Origin of the sequence: Pseudoalteromonas aquimarina (assembly GCF_049257255.1) — a bacterium.
In the GTDB taxonomy this organism is placed as follows: Bacteria; Pseudomonadota; Gammaproteobacteria; order Enterobacterales; family Alteromonadaceae; genus Pseudoalteromonas.
The window spans coordinates 213,256-231,803 of the sequence record NZ_JBMMUG010000001.1 but is presented as its reverse complement, the minus strand read 5'-3'; the positions used below and the strand labels follow the sequence as shown (position 1 = coordinate 231,803).

12 protein-coding genes are annotated in these 18,548 nt (G+C 36.6%); 6 read left to right on the top strand and 6 right to left on the bottom strand.

All coding sequences use genetic code 11. The features are described 5' to 3' along the window. Positions 1-130 precede the first annotated feature (130 nt). Positions 131-967 carry a DUF6997 domain-containing protein gene (locus AAEU29_RS01020; RefSeq protein WP_421971692.1) on the top strand — a complete coding sequence of 279 codons (837 nt, stop codon included), beginning with the start codon at positions 131-133 and terminating at the stop codon, positions 965-967. Between the two features lie 2 nt (positions 968-969). Continuing rightward, positions 970-2,994, top strand: a complete 2,025-nt coding sequence (locus AAEU29_RS01015) for a DNA phosphorothioation-associated putative methyltransferase (protein WP_421971691.1) — start codon at positions 970-972, stop codon at positions 2,992-2,994. Between the two features lie 6 nt (positions 2,995-3,000). On the opposite strand, the gene AAEU29_RS01010 is transcribed toward AAEU29_RS01015, so the two are convergent. Genes AAEU29_RS01010 through AAEU29_RS00995 form a run of 4 tightly spaced genes read right to left on the bottom strand, consistent with a single transcriptional unit; the run spans position 3,001 to position 9,521 of the window. Continuing rightward, on the bottom strand, positions 3,001-5,145 hold the full coding sequence (locus AAEU29_RS01010) for a GmrSD restriction endonuclease domain-containing protein (RefSeq protein ID WP_421971690.1): 2,145 nt from the start codon (positions 5,143-5,145) through the stop codon (positions 3,001-3,003). Positions 5,146-5,153: 8 nt separating this feature from the next. Continuing rightward, positions 5,154-6,056, bottom strand: coding sequence for a phospholipase D-like domain-containing protein (locus tag AAEU29_RS01005; protein WP_421971689.1), 903 nt, complete (start codon positions 6,054-6,056; stop codon positions 5,154-5,156). Between the two features lie 20 nt (positions 6,057-6,076). Next, entirely contained in the window at positions 6,077-7,885 is a 1,809-nt protein-coding gene (locus AAEU29_RS01000; protein ID WP_421971688.1) for an ATP-binding protein, read from the bottom strand. Continuing rightward, positions 7,878-9,521, bottom strand: coding sequence for a DEAD/DEAH box helicase (locus AAEU29_RS00995; RefSeq protein WP_421971687.1), 1,644 nt, complete (start codon positions 9,519-9,521; stop codon positions 7,878-7,880). The genes AAEU29_RS01000 and AAEU29_RS00995 overlap by 8 nt, the downstream gene beginning before the upstream one ends. A 251-nt stretch (positions 9,522-9,772) precedes the next feature. Between AAEU29_RS00995 and AAEU29_RS00990 the strand changes: the two genes are divergently transcribed. From AAEU29_RS00990 to AAEU29_RS00980, 3 genes are read left to right on the top strand one after another with little or no spacing between them, the layout of a single operon-like run. Continuing rightward, entirely contained in the window at positions 9,773-10,717 is a 945-nt protein-coding gene (locus tag AAEU29_RS00990) for a DUF4007 family protein (protein WP_421971686.1), read from the top strand. Between the two features lies 1 nt (position 10,718). Then, positions 10,719-14,126, top strand: a complete 3,408-nt coding sequence (locus AAEU29_RS00985) for a hypothetical protein (protein WP_421971685.1) — start codon at positions 10,719-10,721, stop codon at positions 14,124-14,126. After that, positions 14,119-15,015, top strand: coding sequence for a phosphoadenosine phosphosulfate reductase family protein (locus tag AAEU29_RS00980; protein ID WP_274761175.1), 897 nt, complete (start codon positions 14,119-14,121; stop codon positions 15,013-15,015). Before AAEU29_RS00985 ends, AAEU29_RS00980 begins: the two co-directional genes overlap by 8 nt. 12 nt (positions 15,016-15,027) lie before the next feature. Here the strand turns inward: AAEU29_RS00980 and AAEU29_RS00975 are convergent, their stop codons facing one another. Then, on the bottom strand, positions 15,028-16,146 hold the full coding sequence (locus AAEU29_RS00975; RefSeq protein ID WP_421971684.1) for a cysteine desulfurase family protein: 1,119 nt from the start codon (positions 16,144-16,146) through the stop codon (positions 15,028-15,030). A 97-nt stretch (positions 16,147-16,243) separates the two neighbouring features. Between AAEU29_RS00975 and AAEU29_RS00970 the strand changes: the two genes are divergently transcribed. Continuing rightward, entirely contained in the window at positions 16,244-17,626 is a 1,383-nt protein-coding gene (locus AAEU29_RS00970) for an MBL fold metallo-hydrolase RNA specificity domain-containing protein (protein ID WP_421972288.1), read from the top strand. 16 nt (positions 17,627-17,642) lie between these two features. Here AAEU29_RS00970 and galU read toward each other — a convergent pair whose 3' ends face one another. Continuing rightward, on the bottom strand, positions 17,643-18,548 hold the full coding sequence (gene galU, locus AAEU29_RS00965) for a UTP--glucose-1-phosphate uridylyltransferase GalU (RefSeq protein ID WP_421971683.1): 906 nt from the start codon (positions 18,546-18,548) through the stop codon (positions 17,643-17,645).

Here is an 18,548-nt window from a genome sequence, read left to right as displayed (position 1 = left end):
ACTAAAAAGCTACTAAAGATAAGTGATTGTGAACTTATGCATAGGCGTGAACGTGGTGAACTAAAGTTTGAAAAGCGAGGTCGAGCCTACTTTTATTTCTTTGAAAACATAACTAGCAAGGAAGATTAGTATGGTATTTAGCAAGCTACTTGCTCAAATGGAATCGGAAAATACAGAAATAACACTACCCATTAGTTTTCAAAACTATGCGGCGTCAGTAGGAAGCAAAGCACAGACAGCACCAAGCATATCAATTGATTCTTATTCTAAACTACCAAAAGAGTTAAAAGCATCGAATACTATGGCCTTGAGGCTGGGCTCTCGCAAAGGTTGCAAACAAACACGCTTTTCACTTATTAAAACAAACAATGTAAAGCAGTTTTTTTTCGATGATAATGCACTTTTTTCTTCTTTAACGCCTGAACTATATTTACCTAATGTTTCAATAAGAAGTTTATTTGCCTTTCAATTACTCCCAAAAGTAACAGAAACATCTGTGGTAAATTTAGCGCTTGCATCAGGCTTATTGGCTGAAGCTTTAAACTTTGAAAAAGACCAAAATATTATTGTCCCTGCAACTGGTCAAAGCATTTTTACCTTTAAATTTAAACCATTACTTCATAATGAAACTGTGTTAGAACACATAGATGGACAAGTTGAAATTGATGCAATATTTGTAGCGAAAAGAAACGGTAAAGAACATTTATTTGTTGTTGAAGCAAAACATGGTGACAAACTAGATACACTTGCAAAACACAAACTGTTATACCCTGTATTAAGTGTACTGCAAAAATTACCACCTAGTATGCCAATAGTACCTGTGTATCTGCGTAGTGTTAAAAAAGAGAATGGAATTGATTTTTACATTGCTGAATGCCCTGCTATTGTAAACAGAGACGATGAGCTTTATTGTTTAGAACAGCTTAATCCTTCGAAAGTCCATGCGCTCCACTTATCAAATTACTAACTATGAATGCAGAACAATTTAAAGAACTAGTCAAAAAAGTAAAAGTAGCCAAGAAATTACCAGATGCCATTTACTTTCATAAAGACGCATTCGCTCATGCACCATTAGAGTTAAAAAAGTTTGTCGAGATTGTCGCAAAAGCACTTAAGATTCCCGATGATAAATGGAATCTCGTAAAGCTGTTTAAATCTGAATTCCGCTTATCGCTTTTACATTACCCTGAATTTTATAATGACTCTTACCCTGCCCTTCATCAAAGTGTGACTGTAGATCTTGTAAAACTTACTCATAAAGTTACCAAGTACGACAGCTCTGAAAACCCGCCGATACTTCACCGTAAAGAGACAATGATAGGTGAAGAACACCCAAGTTATCAGTTATTTTGTGATATCACCGCAGAAGGCGAACAAGCAGGTTTATATGAAAATACACGGATGATCGGCTTTCAAAATTCATGGTTAAGACTCATAGCGAAAAAAGGCTATGAATTGGTAAACGGGCGCCTTTTTCGTGCATCTGCACTGCCTGAACTGGAAAATGAACAAACCATCGATAGGCATTTAACTGCTATCGTTCGTTATGAACTTTCAGCTCCTATGAAAGCCCTTGCTAAAAATGGCTACCTAACTGGAGACTACTCTATATTCGATTATGGCTGTGGGCGTGGTGATGATTTAAGAGAATTAGAAGCACATGGTATAGATGCACTTGGATGGGACCCTAACTACCGACCCGATGCTGATAAGGTAAACTCTGATATCGTTAACATTGGATTTGTAATAAATGTGATAGAGGACAGGGATGAACGTATCGAAGCGATATTAGGTGCTTGGGAACTAAGTGATAAGTTACTTGTAGTTTCAGCCATGCTTGGAAATGAAAGCCTGATAAGTCAATTTCAACCCTATAAAGATGGCGTTATTACTAGCCGAAATACATTTCAAAAATACTATACACAAACAGAACTTAAAACCTTCATTGAAATGACACTTGATGAAACAGCCATTGCGGTTTCACCCGGTATCTTTTTTATATTCAAAGAAAAACAACTAGAACAACAGTTTTTACAAAACAGGCATAAGCGTGCTTATCATTGGCAACACCTTACCGCCCCTGAACCTGTAAATGAAAACCAAGCACGCATACTATTTACACAGCATGAGAAACTTTTTGAATCTTTTTGGATTACTTGTTTAAGTTTAGGTAGGAGCCCTGCAAATGACGAATTTGACCATTCAAGCAAAATAAAAGAAGTAATCGGCTCAAATAAGAAGGCACTGCAACTTGTATTAAAATGGTATAACAAAGAAGAGTTAACGCTTGCAGAGCAAATGCGAAAAGAGGACATATTACTATACTTTGCACTCGCCCAATTTGAAAAACGTAAACCATACACACAACAGCCGGAAGATTTAAAACGCGATATCAAAGCTTTTTTTGATAATTACAAAATAGTGCAAAACCAAGCAACCGAACTATTATATGAAATTGCTAATGTTGATCTAATTAATCAACTTTGCTTAGACGCAAATAAAACATTGCCTGCCAGTAAACTTGATTATGAGAATGGATTACCACACGCCCTAACACTACATAAAGATTTTATTCCCCAACTACCACTAGTGCTTAGGGTATACATTGGCGCTGCTCTTCAAATGTTTGGTGACCTTGACGATATTCAACTGATTAAAATACACATTAACTCTGGCAAAGTAACATTACTCGGATTTGAAGGTTTTGAAACAACCCCACTGCCACAACTTAAAGAACGCGTAAAAATAAAAATGGCAGAACAAGATGTCGATTTTTTCGATTACATAATAGAAGAAAAGCGTCCTCTACTACTCGATAAAATTAATTACATTGATGAAACGTTTGACGATTACAAAAAACAAAAGGCGTTTAATAAACGCCTTTCGAAAGAGTTTGAATTTACCGAAGTTACAAAGCTAAATAAAATTCAAATCGAAAATTTACTTAACCTGAAAGCACTATCGCTTAAAGGTTATCGTTTCAATAAACTTTAATTCAAGTTACTCCAATTTTAATGACTGATAAAACTTTTCTTTTAACATAGCTTTCCTTTTAGTAAAAAACTCTTGCTTAGGAACTTTATTAAAGTTGTTATCATCAAACAGTTTCTTTGTTTCTTGAGTAACCCAATGTTCCCCAAGTCCAGATTTAGATATAAAGCTAAAAGCCTCAACAAATGGCTTATTGGATTTACTTATGTTCTCACTTTGCGTAAGAGGAAACATATTTCCAATAGAGTTGACGTGATAATCTCGAGAATCATCCATAAAATATGAGTGTGAGTTACTCTCTTCAAAAGTTTTAGGTTCCATATGATCCAAATGTAATCTAGCGACTTCTTCTTCGGACATCCCTATATTAATTCGTTTTCTAGTAAGTCCTTCAGGATCTAGAGAAGTTGAAAGTAATTTAGCAAATAAAATTCTTACTTTAATTTCAGAAGGGCTATATTGCCAACTATCAAGCCATGAATAGAAAACTTCCCTGTTATCATCATTCAAAGGTGTTATATCAGAATAGGATATAGTTTCTGACCCCTTGTGATTCATAACAATTAAACGGTTAGAGGCATCTCTAGCACCTTTATAATCCTTATGAAGTAAGGCTAAATGTGACAGCTTGACAGCTTGTTGATTAAGATCGCTAAACTTTTCCTTGCTACTATTATCAATAAGTTCGCTCAAGAATTGTTTAACTTCCTCATAGCTAAAACTAGAAGTTATATATTTCTGAATATATTTCAATAATAAGCAAACATAACCAGCAATAACACCATTATACTTAAGAGCGCACAACAGTGAGACAGCCTTATATGCAGGACTTCTATCTTTATTATATTCAGCTTTAAGTGCAAATTTTTCTCTTTCCCGATCTTTCAAATCAAAGCTATTAACAATTAACTTACACGCTTGGAAAATGTTAAAATCGACAACTATGCTATTAGATGTATATTTACCTTGTGTATCTAAATACGCTTTAATTACCTCGCGATATTTATCATTTTGGTTATACCCTACAGAGGTTGACCCGCTTAGGAATGTTGTAGCGAAGTACGTAATATATTTTTTCCTATAGTCAGCTGTATCATTATATATTCTATCTCCCCACTGATTTTCTAAAAGTTCGATTTTAGAATCAATCACAGAATCACTTTCATTATTTTTTAAGCAATATTGCTTATAAAATTGGTTTTTAATTAAGTCTAAGTCAGCTAATGCCATTGAGCGATCATTAAGTACTTCAAACAACGTATATGCATCCTTAGGGTTACCTGTTTGAACAAGGCATAATTTAATTTCTTTCAAAAAAGAGACCATTCTCTCCACAAGTGATTTTGCAATCTCAAATGGCTTTTCTTTTTTATTTAATTCCATGAAAGATTCAAAAATCTGCTGAATCGCATCCGTATATTGACGTTCTATACTAGTAAGATCAGATTCGTTAATTCGTAATCTTGGCTTATTTTGATCATTTAATGTTATGTATACCCTTGATAACGCTTTAGAAAAGCTATGGTTAAAAGACTGCCTATCGTAACTCAATAAAGTCTGTTGAGTACTAATAAATGCAGCTAGTTCTTCACTATGAGTTATTTGAAAATCAGCACTATCTTCCATTAGGTCAGGTAAACGCACTAGAGATCTATATTTAGTTGAAAATTTGCTTCTTCCGTCTTCTTTCTCTTCACCATCCATTTCTTCAATTCCTTGGAACTCCTCTAAAAGAGTTCCACGATCGAAGTTTTCAATCGGATGCACAAAAAGAAATTTACTTGATTCTTGTAGCTGCTCAAATAAATCTGACAAATGAAGTATTTTTGACTGGGCTATTGCTTGTCTTGTTGTAACCCGTAATAACAAAAAAAGTACGTAATTAGTGAGGAATATTGTAGTAAAACGTTGCTGACCATCTATAAGATCGTGAGTTTTTTTAGCTCTGTCTGCAACTGTAACTATAGAGCCAGCGAAATATTCAGTTTCATCCTGATTATGCCAATCCTCGATAAGTTTTTTTACCATATTTTTATCCCAACTATATGGACGTTGATAGTGAGGGATCTTAACTTTATTTACATCAGATCCTTCAGATTGCACGTCTCCACTAATCTGATAAAAATTAACAATTTTCGCGCCTTTTAAATCCATTTTGTATCCTATTTAAATCTTAAAACTTCACTTCTTCTACCTGGCATATATATTTCTATCTCATCACTTGCGTATTTTTTAAGGTAGGAATATAGATTTGCCTGGAGTGTTTTTATTTCTTGGCGATAAGGTGCGGGGTCATCTGCTAATGCATCATGAATGAGCTTCGATACTGCACCAAAACCTAAATCTCGTTCTGATCTATTATTAATTATTTGTTGTTTGAGCCATTGATATACTTTTGAGTTTTTAAACAATGCTTGCTGTAATTCAAAGTCTTCTTGCGATTCGATTTGAGCAAAAGTAAGGCTATTATTGAGTAAATATTCATGTACAAACTCGCTAGGGCTGCCGAGAGGAAAATCACTCACAAATAGCTCGCTTGTTGGAGCTAAAATCTCAACAGGCCATTCCAATGGCTTTTCCGTGCTCGATGTTTTCTCATTGATAAACGACTGCATTTTATCGAGCGTAGCTAAATTTAACTCAATTGCACTATTTACTATTTTTTGTATAAATGCATTTGATTGAACGCAGTTTTCAAGTTTAGAGGAAGACTCAACATTGTGGTTTTCGACAAGGGCTAACCCTTTTCCCGTAAGGTTTGCACTACCATGGAAAATCACATCATCAAACTGGTAAATTTTGGCATGAAGATTAGCCAGCGCTTTAACCTTGATGCCATTTTGAAGGCAACTCCTAATGGCATTAATATCACTTGCGCCATCAATGAAGTCTTTAGGGGTCAATCTTCCCACAACGCATATTGTGGTTTGAGGCTGCAGGTGTGTTAATACCCAATCTACAGCAGGTAGTGTCACAAATGCACTAATTAAATTAACTGTAGCGCTTACTGGCAGTAAACGCTCCATTTCATACGTTAATTCATTGCTTGAAAGTAACTTTTTCAATGTTCATCCTTGAAGCAAAATTAAAATTCGTCATCATCACCTTCATGTTCATCAAAAAACTCTTTGATTACCATGCCCCACTCTCTGCGAATGGTATTTAAATAGTTGTGACGTTTTTCATCAGTTGTTTCATTCATGACCCTTGCGAAACCCGCTATTGCCGTTTGCATAACCTCAAGCTGCTCTTCATCTAATTTGCTGATAAGCTTCTGATAAAAAACATGATTGGTGTTAAATAACACAAGTGTTAAGCCCTTACTTGTTGCAACATCAAAAAATGCATCTGAATCGCGGGCAACATCTTCAATTAAGAAACGATTACCAGTCAAAATCAAACGATCTGCTTTTTCCTCCGCTTCCTCTTGAGTCATCCCACCAGCATTTTTAAGGTGGTCAACAACATCATCTTTTTTCAGCTCTTCAGTATGATCTTCTTTTGCTTGATGCCCTGTTTTAGCTCTATGCTGCGATCCCACTGTCGCTTTAGTTGCTGCACTTTCCGAAGGCTTTTGCTGACCGGGATCTAGCTTTACACCTTTACCCTCAACATTTATGGTTTCCAGTGATTTCGTTAACGCGGTTATTTGTTTCTTTATGACAGATACAACTTTTAATACTTGTAAAAGTGAATCTGAGTTTTCTTCAAGGTCACGAAGGTACTCTTGTTCAGTATCGAAGCCTGCCTGCGTACTAATCGACTTCATGTCATAAGGAATGAGTTTTACTGCATCTTGTTTGTTATTGGTAACACCAAAAACAGAATCTAATACCGGTGGGAAAGATACCTCAATACCAATAAATCGCCCTTTACTTTCACGAAGTGCCGATGTTAAGAACGAATCACGAAGTACTAACTCGCGATTAGCACGAACAATAGACACACCGACGTTTTTACTACAGTGTTTCCCCCACTTTGTTCCCCCAAGCTTACCTGTTTCGTTTTTGAGTATTTTGTCTGCAATGCTTTTTTTAACCATTGATGTTGTGACTTTTACATCTGCACGCTTTGGTACTTCGTTTTTATCTAAATACTCGATTGATATGACTTCTTCATCTTGCAATTCAAAAAACGGTTGATCTTTATAATTACCAGGCAATTCTGGTAACGAAGTGTTTTTAAGTAGGTACATCGGGTCATTTGCTTTAAAACTTAAACGCTCCCACACACTTAATGATTCGGCACCATCATGACGATATATGAGGCTATCAATTTTGATATTATCCTCAGCAATAAAATGGCGGTACATTCTGCCAACTAAATGTTCACAATGCTTGTAAATAGATTTGCCTGTTTTCCAGCTAAGTCTGTCTAATTCTGACCAAATGACGAGGGTGCCAGATTCAGGGCGTTGAGGAAAAAATGCTTTTGCAAACTTTTCTGGTATCGGTTTGTTGCATGGTTCAGGGACTTCTTCTAAATCACCTGTTTTCATCTGTTCAATATCAAGGAAGGTATGAAAAGCTTCTCCACCATTTTGCCAACTCCATACATCAACGCGTTTGCATTGAGAAATGGATGAATTAGGTAATCCCATTCCGAATTTACCCATACCCTCACTATCATTGCGATGCGTGCCACCACCGAACTGCATAGACTTACGTAAAGTTTCAGGCGACATACCAATGCCATTATCCCAAAGGGCGATTTCCGTAACCGTGTAATTTTTTTTATTTATTGGCTGCTGCTCGATAAAGCCGACTTCAACACGTGTTGCTTTTGCTTGTAAGCTATTATCTATTAACTCGGCTAATGCATACGCTGTGTTGTTATAGCCATTATCACGTAAAGATTCGATAACAGTTTCTGCACTTAAAAATCGGTTACTCACTTTCTTGCTCCTCATCTGCCCACATGCCATTCCAATAATCAAACGCGAGATTAATACTTTGGAACTCTGGGATATCATCCATTACTGTATAAATTGTACATTCTTTATTACCGCCGCTTTTAAAGCCGCGCATTGCTCGTCCAGCCATTTGTAAATACTGCACAAGCGAGTTCATTGGTTTTGCGATTACGGTTACATTTGTCTTCGGTGCATCAAATCCCGCTGTCAATACATTGAAATTAACAAGCACTTGTAATTCACCTGCTTTGTATTGCGCAATTTTAGCTCGGCGGCTATCTGATGTATCAAACTTGCTATCAACAGAAGCGGCTTTTATTCCCATGTAAGCCAGCGCTGTTGCTATATTAATCCCATGTTCAACATTACATGCAAAAACAATAATTTGTGATCCTTTGTCACACTCAGCTTTAACTGTATTTAAAATTCTTTGATTTCGCTCAAAATTATTCGCTAGTGCTTTTAATGTCTCTGTACCTCCTGCATCAACAAGCTCATATGCTGCAATATTTGAATGATCGTAATTAAGAGATTTAAAGTTTGCTTTTGCTAAAAATTCATTTTCGACTAAATAGTCAATGGGTGATAAATACCCTGACAACCTCATTGAAATTTTATTATTAAAGTAAAAATCAGCAAGTTGCTTGTCTTCTTCAGTTTGGCGATTTACCCCAAATTGTCGACCCGGCGTAGCTGTTAAACCAATGAGGTCAGCGTTAAATTCATCATGCTCAATAAAGTCATCAACGACTTGTTGAAACTCTGGTGCAATTGATTTGTGTGCTTCATCAAATATCACTAAAGTAACTACTTCCCTAAGTTTTTTGTAAAGTATGTTTAGCTGTTTGGATTCTGATTTACGTAATCTTAAGAACTTATGTAACCCAGCAACAACAAAACCAGAATCAATGCCACTTAGACTTTCATTTGAATTCGAGTAAAACCCATAAGCTGATGTCGGGCGGTTACCTAATGAACGCCATGCTTTGTTAAACTCATCAAATGCTTGTGTACAAAGCTCTTCACGATCTGCTAGCCATAAAACAACATTCTTGGGTGATTTTCGTAAATGCTCACATGCAATGTTCATCGCTGTACGTGTTTTACCAGCACCTGTAGGTAAGTGAATAAGCACTCTTTTGTTCTTTTCTTCTAGAGATTTAAGGACCTGTTGGCTTATGTCTTGTTGGTAGGGGTAAAGGGAATAATTTGGTTCAATATATGAAATACTTTCAAGCACATTGTGAGTTGCGTTGTTTTGTGCAAATAGCTCAGATAGACCAACTTTTTCAGCAAATTTTTCTATGTTTACATTTGCCCAACTAATTGCAGCATCAAAATGTGAAGCTTTTACTTGTGAAGCACTTAAATTGAATTCAGGGAATAAAGCAATAAAGTCATTTGAACTTAATCTGCTGATTAATTTTTCACGCAAACTTGCGTTAAAAATAAACTCGCTTTGCTTTGTGTTTGCAACAATTGCAGCAAGTTTTTTTAAATTGTAGCCTTTTTCATTCTCATCATCTTGAGAGTAACGTATAGCAAATTTAATAGCGCTTTGAGGTAAAAAGCTCAACAATTCATCTTCTGAAAAATGGCTTAATAAATTAGTTAACATGTAATCCCTTAACTTATAATGCAAACACATAATCAAGTAACGATTATTGAAATTAAAACTAAACCGAAGTACCTAATAATTATCCATAATCATCTTTAAATACATATATTTACACAATTGCATGCAAAAAAACAATCAAATTAGACTATTTGCTTAATAACTGTATAAATATACAAAAAGCACTTTCTCTTAGGTTTAATTCCATATAACATTACTGCTGTTGGACAAGTTCTCCAGGAGTAGTTTTAAGCATGAAAGCTAAATTTACAGGGCACGATACCTTTCCCCTGCGCTATGGATGGTTATACAAAGCTGTTAATCATTTGAATTTAAAAGGTAAGTTTACTAGTACTGACGAAGAAGGCATACGTGAATCGATCGTACGTTTAGGTGTTGGTAAAAACATGGTCAAAGCAATACAGTATTGGGCAGAATCAAGCTGTGTAATTAATGCTTCGCGCGAGCAAAACTCTTACGTCCATCATATTACCCCGCAAGGTAAACGCTTATTTGGTGACGGTATCAGCCCTGGTGCTGATCCTTACCTTGAAAAAATTGGGTCAATTTGGCTTTTACATTTTTGGCTTAATTTCAATGACAAGCACTTAACGGCATATCGTTACTTCTTTAATTACGCAAATGTTCAGCATTTCGAAAAGTCAAAATTTGTTGATGACTGTTATAGCGCTGCAACTCAATTGATTCAATCTGAAGTAGGTAACATTTCTACAATTAAAAAAGACATTGACTGTTTTTTAAATACTTATTGTAAAAAAGCAAAATTGGCTAAATCAAAAACAAGTATAAAGGTTGATGAAGATCATTTTACAAGCCCATTATCAGAACTCAATTTATTACAAGACAATGGCGCTGGGTTTTATGTAAGCGCACTTGCTGAACGCCCGGAATTACCTATTGAAATATTTGCCTATGCATTGCTTGAGTTTTATAAGCTAGAAACTGTAGATTCTAATGTCACTACAATTGACTTTGATTCACTATTAACTAAGCCCTGCTCGCCTGGTCGTATATTTCGCCTTTCAGAGTCAGGCTTAGGTCAAAAACTAGATGAATTACAAGAGTTTAGCGCTGGTAAAATATCATGGGTTGATTCTCTGGGCTTGCGACAAGTTAACATTAACCAATCACCTGAAAACCAATCTGACAAGTATTTAGATATCTATTATGGCCAATAAAATGTCTGACTTATTAATTAATATTAACCAACGTTATAAAAGCTCAACACGTATTGATGTTGATACGTCAGATCTAAAACCTTTTATTGATGATTTTATTGTTCATGGTACCGCTGTTAACGTAATTGATACTATTAGCCGTGAATTTCAAAGCAGTACCCAGCGTGCCTACACTATTACAGGCCCTTATGGTTCAGGTAAATCAACTATTGCGTTGTTTTTAAGTTGTCTGTTAAGCCAACACTCAAATGAGCGTGATTACGCTCAAGCAAAATTAGATAATTCGCAATCAATTATTACTGACTTTAATTCACGCTTTAATATTAAAAATGGTTGGCAAACCATTAAACATGTGTGTGGTTTAGAAGCACCCAGCAATAGTATTTTAGTGAGCTTATTAAAAGCTTATAGTGTTGAATTTGATGAAGACGTTATTAGCTCATATGATGATGAAGCTTGTTTAAAAGAAATTAAGAAACTTCTTGCGACACCTAATACTGATAAAGACGGTGTGATCATTTTACTCGACGAAATGGGTAAAGCACTTGATTATCAATCAAGGTCAAACAAAGATCTGCACCTATTCCAATCATTAGCAGATATTGTACAAAACTCTAAAAGTCCAGTCGTTATCATTGGCTTTTTACATCAGGCATTTTCTGATTACGCAAAAAATAAAGACAGTAAAACTCAGCAAGAATGGGCAAAAGTGCAGGGTCGTTACCGTGACCTGAGTTTTAACCCATCCATTGATGAATCACTTATTCTTGTGGGTGATTCAATTGCCAAACACGCAAAAGTTTCGAACGCATTAACAGAACAACATAAATCTCTTGTTAATGTAGTCAGCGAGTCTTTTGTTAATCAAGCGAGAAATGCAAACGCACTTTTAAATACTCTTCCGCTTGATCCCGTTGTTAGTTTATTGCTCGGCCCTGTTTCTCGCAGACGTTTTTCTCAAAATGAAAGAAGTTTGTTTGGCTTTTTAGCATCCCATGAAAAGCTAGCATTTCGAGAATTTTTAGAGACAAACTATAACCAATTAAATGAATCACTTGCACTATATCAACCTGAAGCATATTGGGATTACTTGCATCATAACTTACATCATTTAATTGTTACATCTCATGATAGTAAGGCTTGGTTAGAAGGTTGTGATGCAATTCATAGGGCGAGTCAAAAAGGGGCTGAGCTTCACGTAGCTATTACTAAAGTAATTGCGTTATTAACCATTTTTGGCTTCCACCATCATTTACACGCTAAACGTGCATTTATCTCGAATTACTTTGTAACTCGCGGCTATTCTAAACAAGATGTAGATAACGCCATAAGTGACCTAGAAAATTGGACAGTAATTATTTACCGTCAAAAGCACGATGCTTTATTCGTATTTCAAGGCAGTGATATTGATATCAATACGCTTATCAATGAACGTATTGAGGCCATTAGCGAAGGTGTGGATTGGACACAGGTTTGTGATTTACCGCAAAATACGCTAGCAACAGCGCATTATCATGAAACAGGTACTATGCGTTGGGCATCCACTAAGCTTGTTAACAAGCTGGATAAAAACTTGATTGCTGCTCTTTCAAACACACCTGTTACAGGTGAAACGTTTTTACACTTTGTGTTACCCACAAATACGAGTGTTGCTAAAGAGTTAAAAAATTCTCTTACAGACGATTCATATATTGCTATTGGTAATGTAGAAAGTTTTGATTCATTAAAGCTTGAAGCTATTGAATTAATTGCACTTAATCAAATTGCTAAAGAAGAAAGCAAAATAAATCATGATCTCATCGCAAAAAATGAATTAGAAACGAGAATAACCCAAGCTAAGTACAAAGTTGCAGAAGAGTTACATCGTTTATTTAAAGATGCTAGTTGGAAATACAAAGGTAAAAAACTAGCTAATGCATCGCTAACAGTTTTAGCATCTCAGATTGCTAATATTATATTTGCCAAAGCTCCAAGCGTTATTAATGAATTAGTAAATCGCTCAAAACCTTCGGGAAGTGCAAATAGCGCCATAAGAAAGCTAATGAACGCAATGTTTGAATATGGTGATGAAAAAGATCTGGGATTTGATGAAAATAGCTTTCCTCCAGAAAAAGGGCTTTATCTCTCCTGCTTAAAGAGTAAAGGGTGGCATTTAGAAACAAGCGAGGGTTATCTGTTCCCAAACAATTGGGATAAACAAGCGATAAATAACAACCCTAAAATGCATACTCTTTGGCAAGATGGCGTAACATTTATTAAGCAACACTCTAAAAACCAGCATGTTACTCTTGCTGCACTTTATGATATGTGGATGAAACCACCTTACGGTTTAACTTCAGGTTTATGTTGTATTTATGGCCTTGCATTATTGAAGTCGTTAGAGGGCCAAGTAGCTTTTTATGATTTTGATTCAACTAAACAATTTGTATTTATCCCTGAATTAGATGAAGAACTTGTTAACAAGATTTACAAGTACCCACATGAAGCTGCTGTAAGGTATTTTGAGATATCTGAAATTCAAACACACTTATTGGATAACCTAGCAAAAGCAACTCTCGGTGAAACGCAACCAAATGGTGCGATACTCAACATCGCCAAACATATAGTTGGCATTGTTCATAAGTTGCCTTCATGGGTTAAGAAAACAAGTGGTGACAATTTTGGGGAAGAACATCAGCAAGGATTGTCTAAAGAAGCTAGGAATTTTAGAAATAAAGTAATTGGCGCAAACGATCCATTTAAGTTGATTTTAGATGATTTACCTACCGTTTTTGGTTTTAGTAAAGACGATCCGTCAGTAGAAAAACAATTGGCGACTAGCTTAAAACGGGCAATCGAAGAACTTACTGCGCAACATGACATTTTATTTAATGGTTTTAAACAAGTCATAACTTCAATGCTTGGTGAAGATTTTAATGAGCAACTTAAAGAACGATGTATTTTTGTCGACACAGTTGCAAAGCGACCAAATGTCAAAGAATTTGCCAAGCGTATCGCTGCCTATATTGATAATCAAGATAAGCCAACAGCTAAAACTAAATTCGAATTTATTATCAATTTAACTACTGGTACTCCAGAGCGTAACTGGACAGATAAACACTTACGCAATGGTTTTGATGAACTACAAAATTTATGCATTCAATTTAGACGCATAGAATCTTTTGGCAACATCCAAAACAAAGGTACGTCGAAACCATTAGCGTTAATGACATTGGATGACAATGGTAAGCACAAAGAATTTGGTAGTTTTATAAAACATGGTTTAACTGATGATACTCAAGTGCTTAAAGCCGTTAGTAATATTAAGTCTAACTTGTCTGATATTTCAAAAGAAAAACAGCTCGCAGCATTATCTAAGCTACTTGCTGATTTAATGGATGATGTCACTGAGGAGACTATTGATGACTGAAAAAGTTAAATATGTTCTTGGTCTTTCAGGAGGTAAAGACAGTAGTGCTCTTGCACTGTTTGTTAAGGAAATGTACCCCGAACTAGAAGTTGAATATTTTTTCACTGACACAGGGTATGAACTACCTGAAACGAATGATTTTATCGATAAGCTAGAAGAGAAATTAGGGTATATTCATCGCCTAAACGCACGTTCACTAAATAATATTGAAGGACGTGGTGAAAAAGATTTCGCCCATTTACTAAAAGAGCATGGTAACTATTTACCATCACAACGAGATCGTTGGTGTACTGTTCAAATGAAGCTAAAACCCTTTGAACAGTGGTTAGATGGTTTTATCAAAGACGGTTATAAAATTAAAAATTTTGTTGGCATACGCGCTGATGAACCAGAACGTACTGGATATATGACTATTGAAAAGCCCATTGAATCGGTTTTTCCGTTTCGTGAACATGGCATTGTGCGTAGTGATATTGAAAATATACTACAACGTAATGGTTTAGAACTGCCGGAATATTATAAATGGCGCTCTCGTTCAGGTTGTACGTTCTGCTTTTACCAACGTAAAATTGAGTGGGTGAAATTAATGCAAATGCACCCCGACTTATTTGAAGAAGCAAAAGCTTTTGAAAAAGGTGATGATACCAATACTACAGTTGGTGAACGTTTTTACTGGATGGGACAAGGTACCCCGCTAGAAACTTTAGAAGACCCTGAAGTACAAAAGCGCATAATTGAAAATCATGAGAAAAAAGTTGCTCGCTTCCAAAAGAAAAAGCGTAGAAATGCACTGCTAGGTGATATTGAAGGGTATTGTGAGTTCGGTGAACTCGACGATATTTACGATGAAGCTGAAGGCGGTGGAGCCTGTGTTACATGTTATAAATAAAAAAAGCAGCTTTTAAGCTGCTTTTTTTATGGCGTCAATTAAGAGGTCAATGTCCTTGATACTTATGTCGTACGAAAAGCTAATGCGAAATGTATTTTCAGCTTCTTCTCTAGTTAACCCAAGTGCAGTTAGTACATGAGATGCCTCGATTTCTTTTGAGGAGCAAGCTGAACCTTGTGCCAAGCACATTAAGCTCTCATTTTCTCTAATCAACAGACCCGTATTTACTTCTAATAAGCTTAATGACAAACAATGAGGTAAAGAGTCTAAATGTCCATTTATTTGATAATGTATATTTTGTTCTTCCAGCTGCTGCAATAAGTATTGTTTAATATTCTTTTCTTTAAACGCTTGGTAGTACTTTTCAAAGTATTCGATTGCAGTACCAAATCCCATAATCAGAGGGGTAGCAACTGTTCCACCTCTTAATCCATCTTCTTGTCCTGCTCCGTGTATTACTGGCTGTAAATTGTGTTTTCTTAAATCTCTGATGTAAATTGCACCAATACCTTTGGGGCCACCTATTTTATGGGCTGAGAATGACATAATATCTACATTCATATCATCAACATCAATCTCTATTTTGCCAAAACTCTGAGCTGCATCAGTATGAAATAAAACATTCTTTTCAAAGCAAACTTTGCCTATTTCAGATATCGGATTTATCGTTCCTAATTCATTATTTACATGCATTACAGATACTAAAGCAGTGTCTTCTCTTAACGCATCTCTAATAGATTCTGGTTCAATAATTCCTTGTAAATTAGGCTTCACAATTGTGAATTCATACCCTTGCTTCTCAAGAAAGTCACAGATTGAAAAAATACATTTATGCTCGATCGCTGAAATTACTATATGTTTTTTGTTTTCAGCAACATCACCACCGAATAATACACTCTTAAATGCGATGTTATTCGACTCAGTAGCTCCACTTGTAAAGACAATTTCGCTAGCAAACGCACCAATTTTTTCAGCAAGTTGCTCTCTTACTTTATTAACTTGCTCAAGAGATTGCTCACCTAAAAAGTGGCTCGATGCAGAATTTGCAAATGTATTTTCAAATGCTTCTTTTAAAGCTATTTGCACTTCAGGTAGAACTGGGTAGGACGCTGCGGTATCGAAATAAATCATAGCAAAATTCACAGTATAAATTTGTTTATTTATATCATTTTATAACGCTATTATCTAAACATAATGTACTAATAAATATCGGAATTGAAATATGGACATTGAAATTCTTCATCATGGGGCGGTTAATGGTGTTACCGGTTCTTGCCACCAGCTAATGATTGATGATACTGCTAGTGTGCTCATTGATTGTGGTTTGTTTCAGGGGGATGAGCAGCGAACTGGTGGTGATAATGCCCTTGCTATCGAGTTTGATATTGCAACTGTTGCTGCGCTTGTTGTTACCCATGTGCATATTGATCATGTTGGGCGCATTCCTTATTTACTTGCGGCGGGGTTTAAAGGGCCTATTTATTGCTCTAAGGCATCGGCGCAGTTGTTGCCATTAGTGATTGAAGATGCGCTTAAAATTGGCGTTACCCGTGATGAGTCACTTATTAATACTTTTTTAAAAATACTTAAAAAGCAAATTGTTGCCCTTGATTTTAATTGTTGGCAGCCAATTACATGTGCAAGTAAAACATCTAAAGCAAAGATGCGGTTACAGCGTGCTGGTCATATTTTAGGTAGCAGTTATGTTGAGATTGACATAACCCAAGGCAAACAAAATCATCGTGTAGTTTTTAGTGGCGATTTAGGTGCACCTTACACACCGCTATTGCCGTCGCCTAAATCCCCTTACCGTGCCGACACTTTAGTGATTGAATCGACTTATGGCGATAAAATACACCAAGGGCGAAAAACCCGCGCCAAAGTACTAAAACAGGTGATTGAAAAAGCGGTTGCCGACAATGGCGTGGTAATCATTCCGGCGTTTAGTATTGGCCGCACGCAAGAGCTGTTATACGAACTAGAACAATTTATTTATCAAGAACGCAAACACAACTCTATTTGGCAATCGCTTAATGTGATTGTAGATTCGCCCATGGCGGCTAACTTTACTGCCCATTATTTGCAGTTTAAAGCTTTGTGGGATGATGAAGCCAAGCGCAAGCTTAACGCCCATCGGCATCCGCTCGATTTTTCTCAGCTGATAACTGTGGATAGCCATAAAGAGCACCTCGCCATGGTCAGTGCCCTTGCCAAAAATAAACAACCAGCCATTGTAATTGCCGCCAGCGGCATGTGCAGTGGTGGCCGCATTGTTAACTATTTAACCACCTTTTTACCCAACAAAACTGCCGATATTATATTTGTTGGCTACCAAGCCAGCGGTACACCAGGGCGCGATATTCAACAATATGGCCCAAACAATGGCTATGTAATACTTAACCACGAAAAGGTCACGATTAATGCTGGCGTGCACACCATTAGTGGCTATTCAGCCCATGCCGACAAAAACGATTTACTCAATTTTGTAAAACGTATTAAGCGTAAGCCGCACACAATTAAAATTGTCCATGGCGATAACAGTGCAAAAAGTGCTTTAAAACAGGCTTTTTTAGAACTATTACCTACAGGTAATGTTGTAATTGCCGAGTAAATACAGCTCTTGTAACTTAATGCTTGTTCTCGGCCAATATGGTTTCAATATAATCGGTCAGCTCACCTTTAAACTCAGCACGTTGAATGGCGTATTCTATGTTAGCTTTAATAAAGCCTAGTTTATTACCGCAATCGTGAGTTTTGCCCACCAGCTGGTACGCCTCTAACCCTGTTTGGTCTAATAACGTATAAAGCGCATCGGTTAGCTGAATTTCATCGCCTGCACCTGGTGGGGTTTTAGCTAAAATTGGCCAGATGCTTTCAGAAAGTACATAGCGGCCTGTAATGGCAAGGTTTGAAGGGGCTTCTTCGCGTGGTGGTTTTTCTACCATGCCAATAATTTTAGCAGTTTCGCCTGCACACAGGGTTTGGTTGTCTAAATCAACCACGCCATAGCTTTGCACCTGTGCCATATCTACTGGGTTTACCATTATTTGGTTAACGCCTGTTTCGTTGTAGTTACTAACCATTTTCGCGAGGTTTTCTACGCCTAAATCTGAGTGGTATTTATCAATAATTACATCGGGCAAAATTACCGCAAATGGCTCTTCGCCAATTACCGAACGCGCACATAAAATGGCATGGCCTAGCCCTTTTGCCTCGGCTTGGCGCACCGAAATCATGGTAATGCCTTTGGGGTTAATGCTTTTAACTTCTTGTAAGAGCGAGCGTTTAACCCGCGACTCTAGCTGAGCCTCTAACTCAAAACTGGTATCAAAATGGTTTTCGATGGAGTTTTTACTGGCATGGGTTACTAACACAATTTCTTTAATGCCAGCAGCGGCCGCTTCTTCCACCACATATTGAATAAGTGGTTTATCTACCAGTGTTAGCATTTCTTTTGGAATGGCTTTGGTTGCAGGCAGCATACGTGTGCCAAGACCTGCAACGGGGATCACCGCTTTGGTTACTTTTTTCAT

What these genes read in the sequence shown, in the direction of transcription:
- AAEU29_RS01010 (WP_421971690.1), bottom strand. Translation starts at nt 5,145, where the DNA reads ATGGATTTAAAAGGCGCGAAAATTGTTAATTTTTATCAGATTAGTGGA.
- AAEU29_RS00995 (WP_421971687.1), bottom strand. Translation starts at nt 9,521, where the DNA reads ATGTTAACTAATTTATTAAGCCATTTTTCAGAAGATGAATTGTTGAGC.
- AAEU29_RS01015 (WP_421971691.1), top strand. Translation starts at nt 970, where the DNA reads ATGAATGCAGAACAATTTAAAGAACTAGTCAAAAAAGTAAAAGTAGCC.
- AAEU29_RS00975 (WP_421971684.1), bottom strand. Translation starts at nt 16,146, where the DNA reads ATGATTTATTTCGATACCGCAGCGTCCTACCCAGTTCTACCTGAAGTG.
- AAEU29_RS00985 (WP_421971685.1), top strand. Translation starts at nt 10,719, where the DNA reads ATGTCTGACTTATTAATTAATATTAACCAACGTTATAAAAGCTCAACA.
- AAEU29_RS00990 (WP_421971686.1), top strand. Translation starts at nt 9,773, where the DNA reads ATGAAAGCTAAATTTACAGGGCACGATACCTTTCCCCTGCGCTATGGA.
- AAEU29_RS00980 (WP_274761175.1), top strand. Translation starts at nt 14,119, where the DNA reads ATGACTGAAAAAGTTAAATATGTTCTTGGTCTTTCAGGAGGTAAAGAC.
- AAEU29_RS01020 (WP_421971692.1), top strand. Translation starts at nt 131, where the DNA reads ATGGTATTTAGCAAGCTACTTGCTCAAATGGAATCGGAAAATACAGAA.
- galU (WP_421971683.1), bottom strand. Translation starts at nt 18,548, where the DNA reads ATGAAAAAAGTAACCAAAGCGGTGATCCCCGTTGCAGGTCTTGGCACA.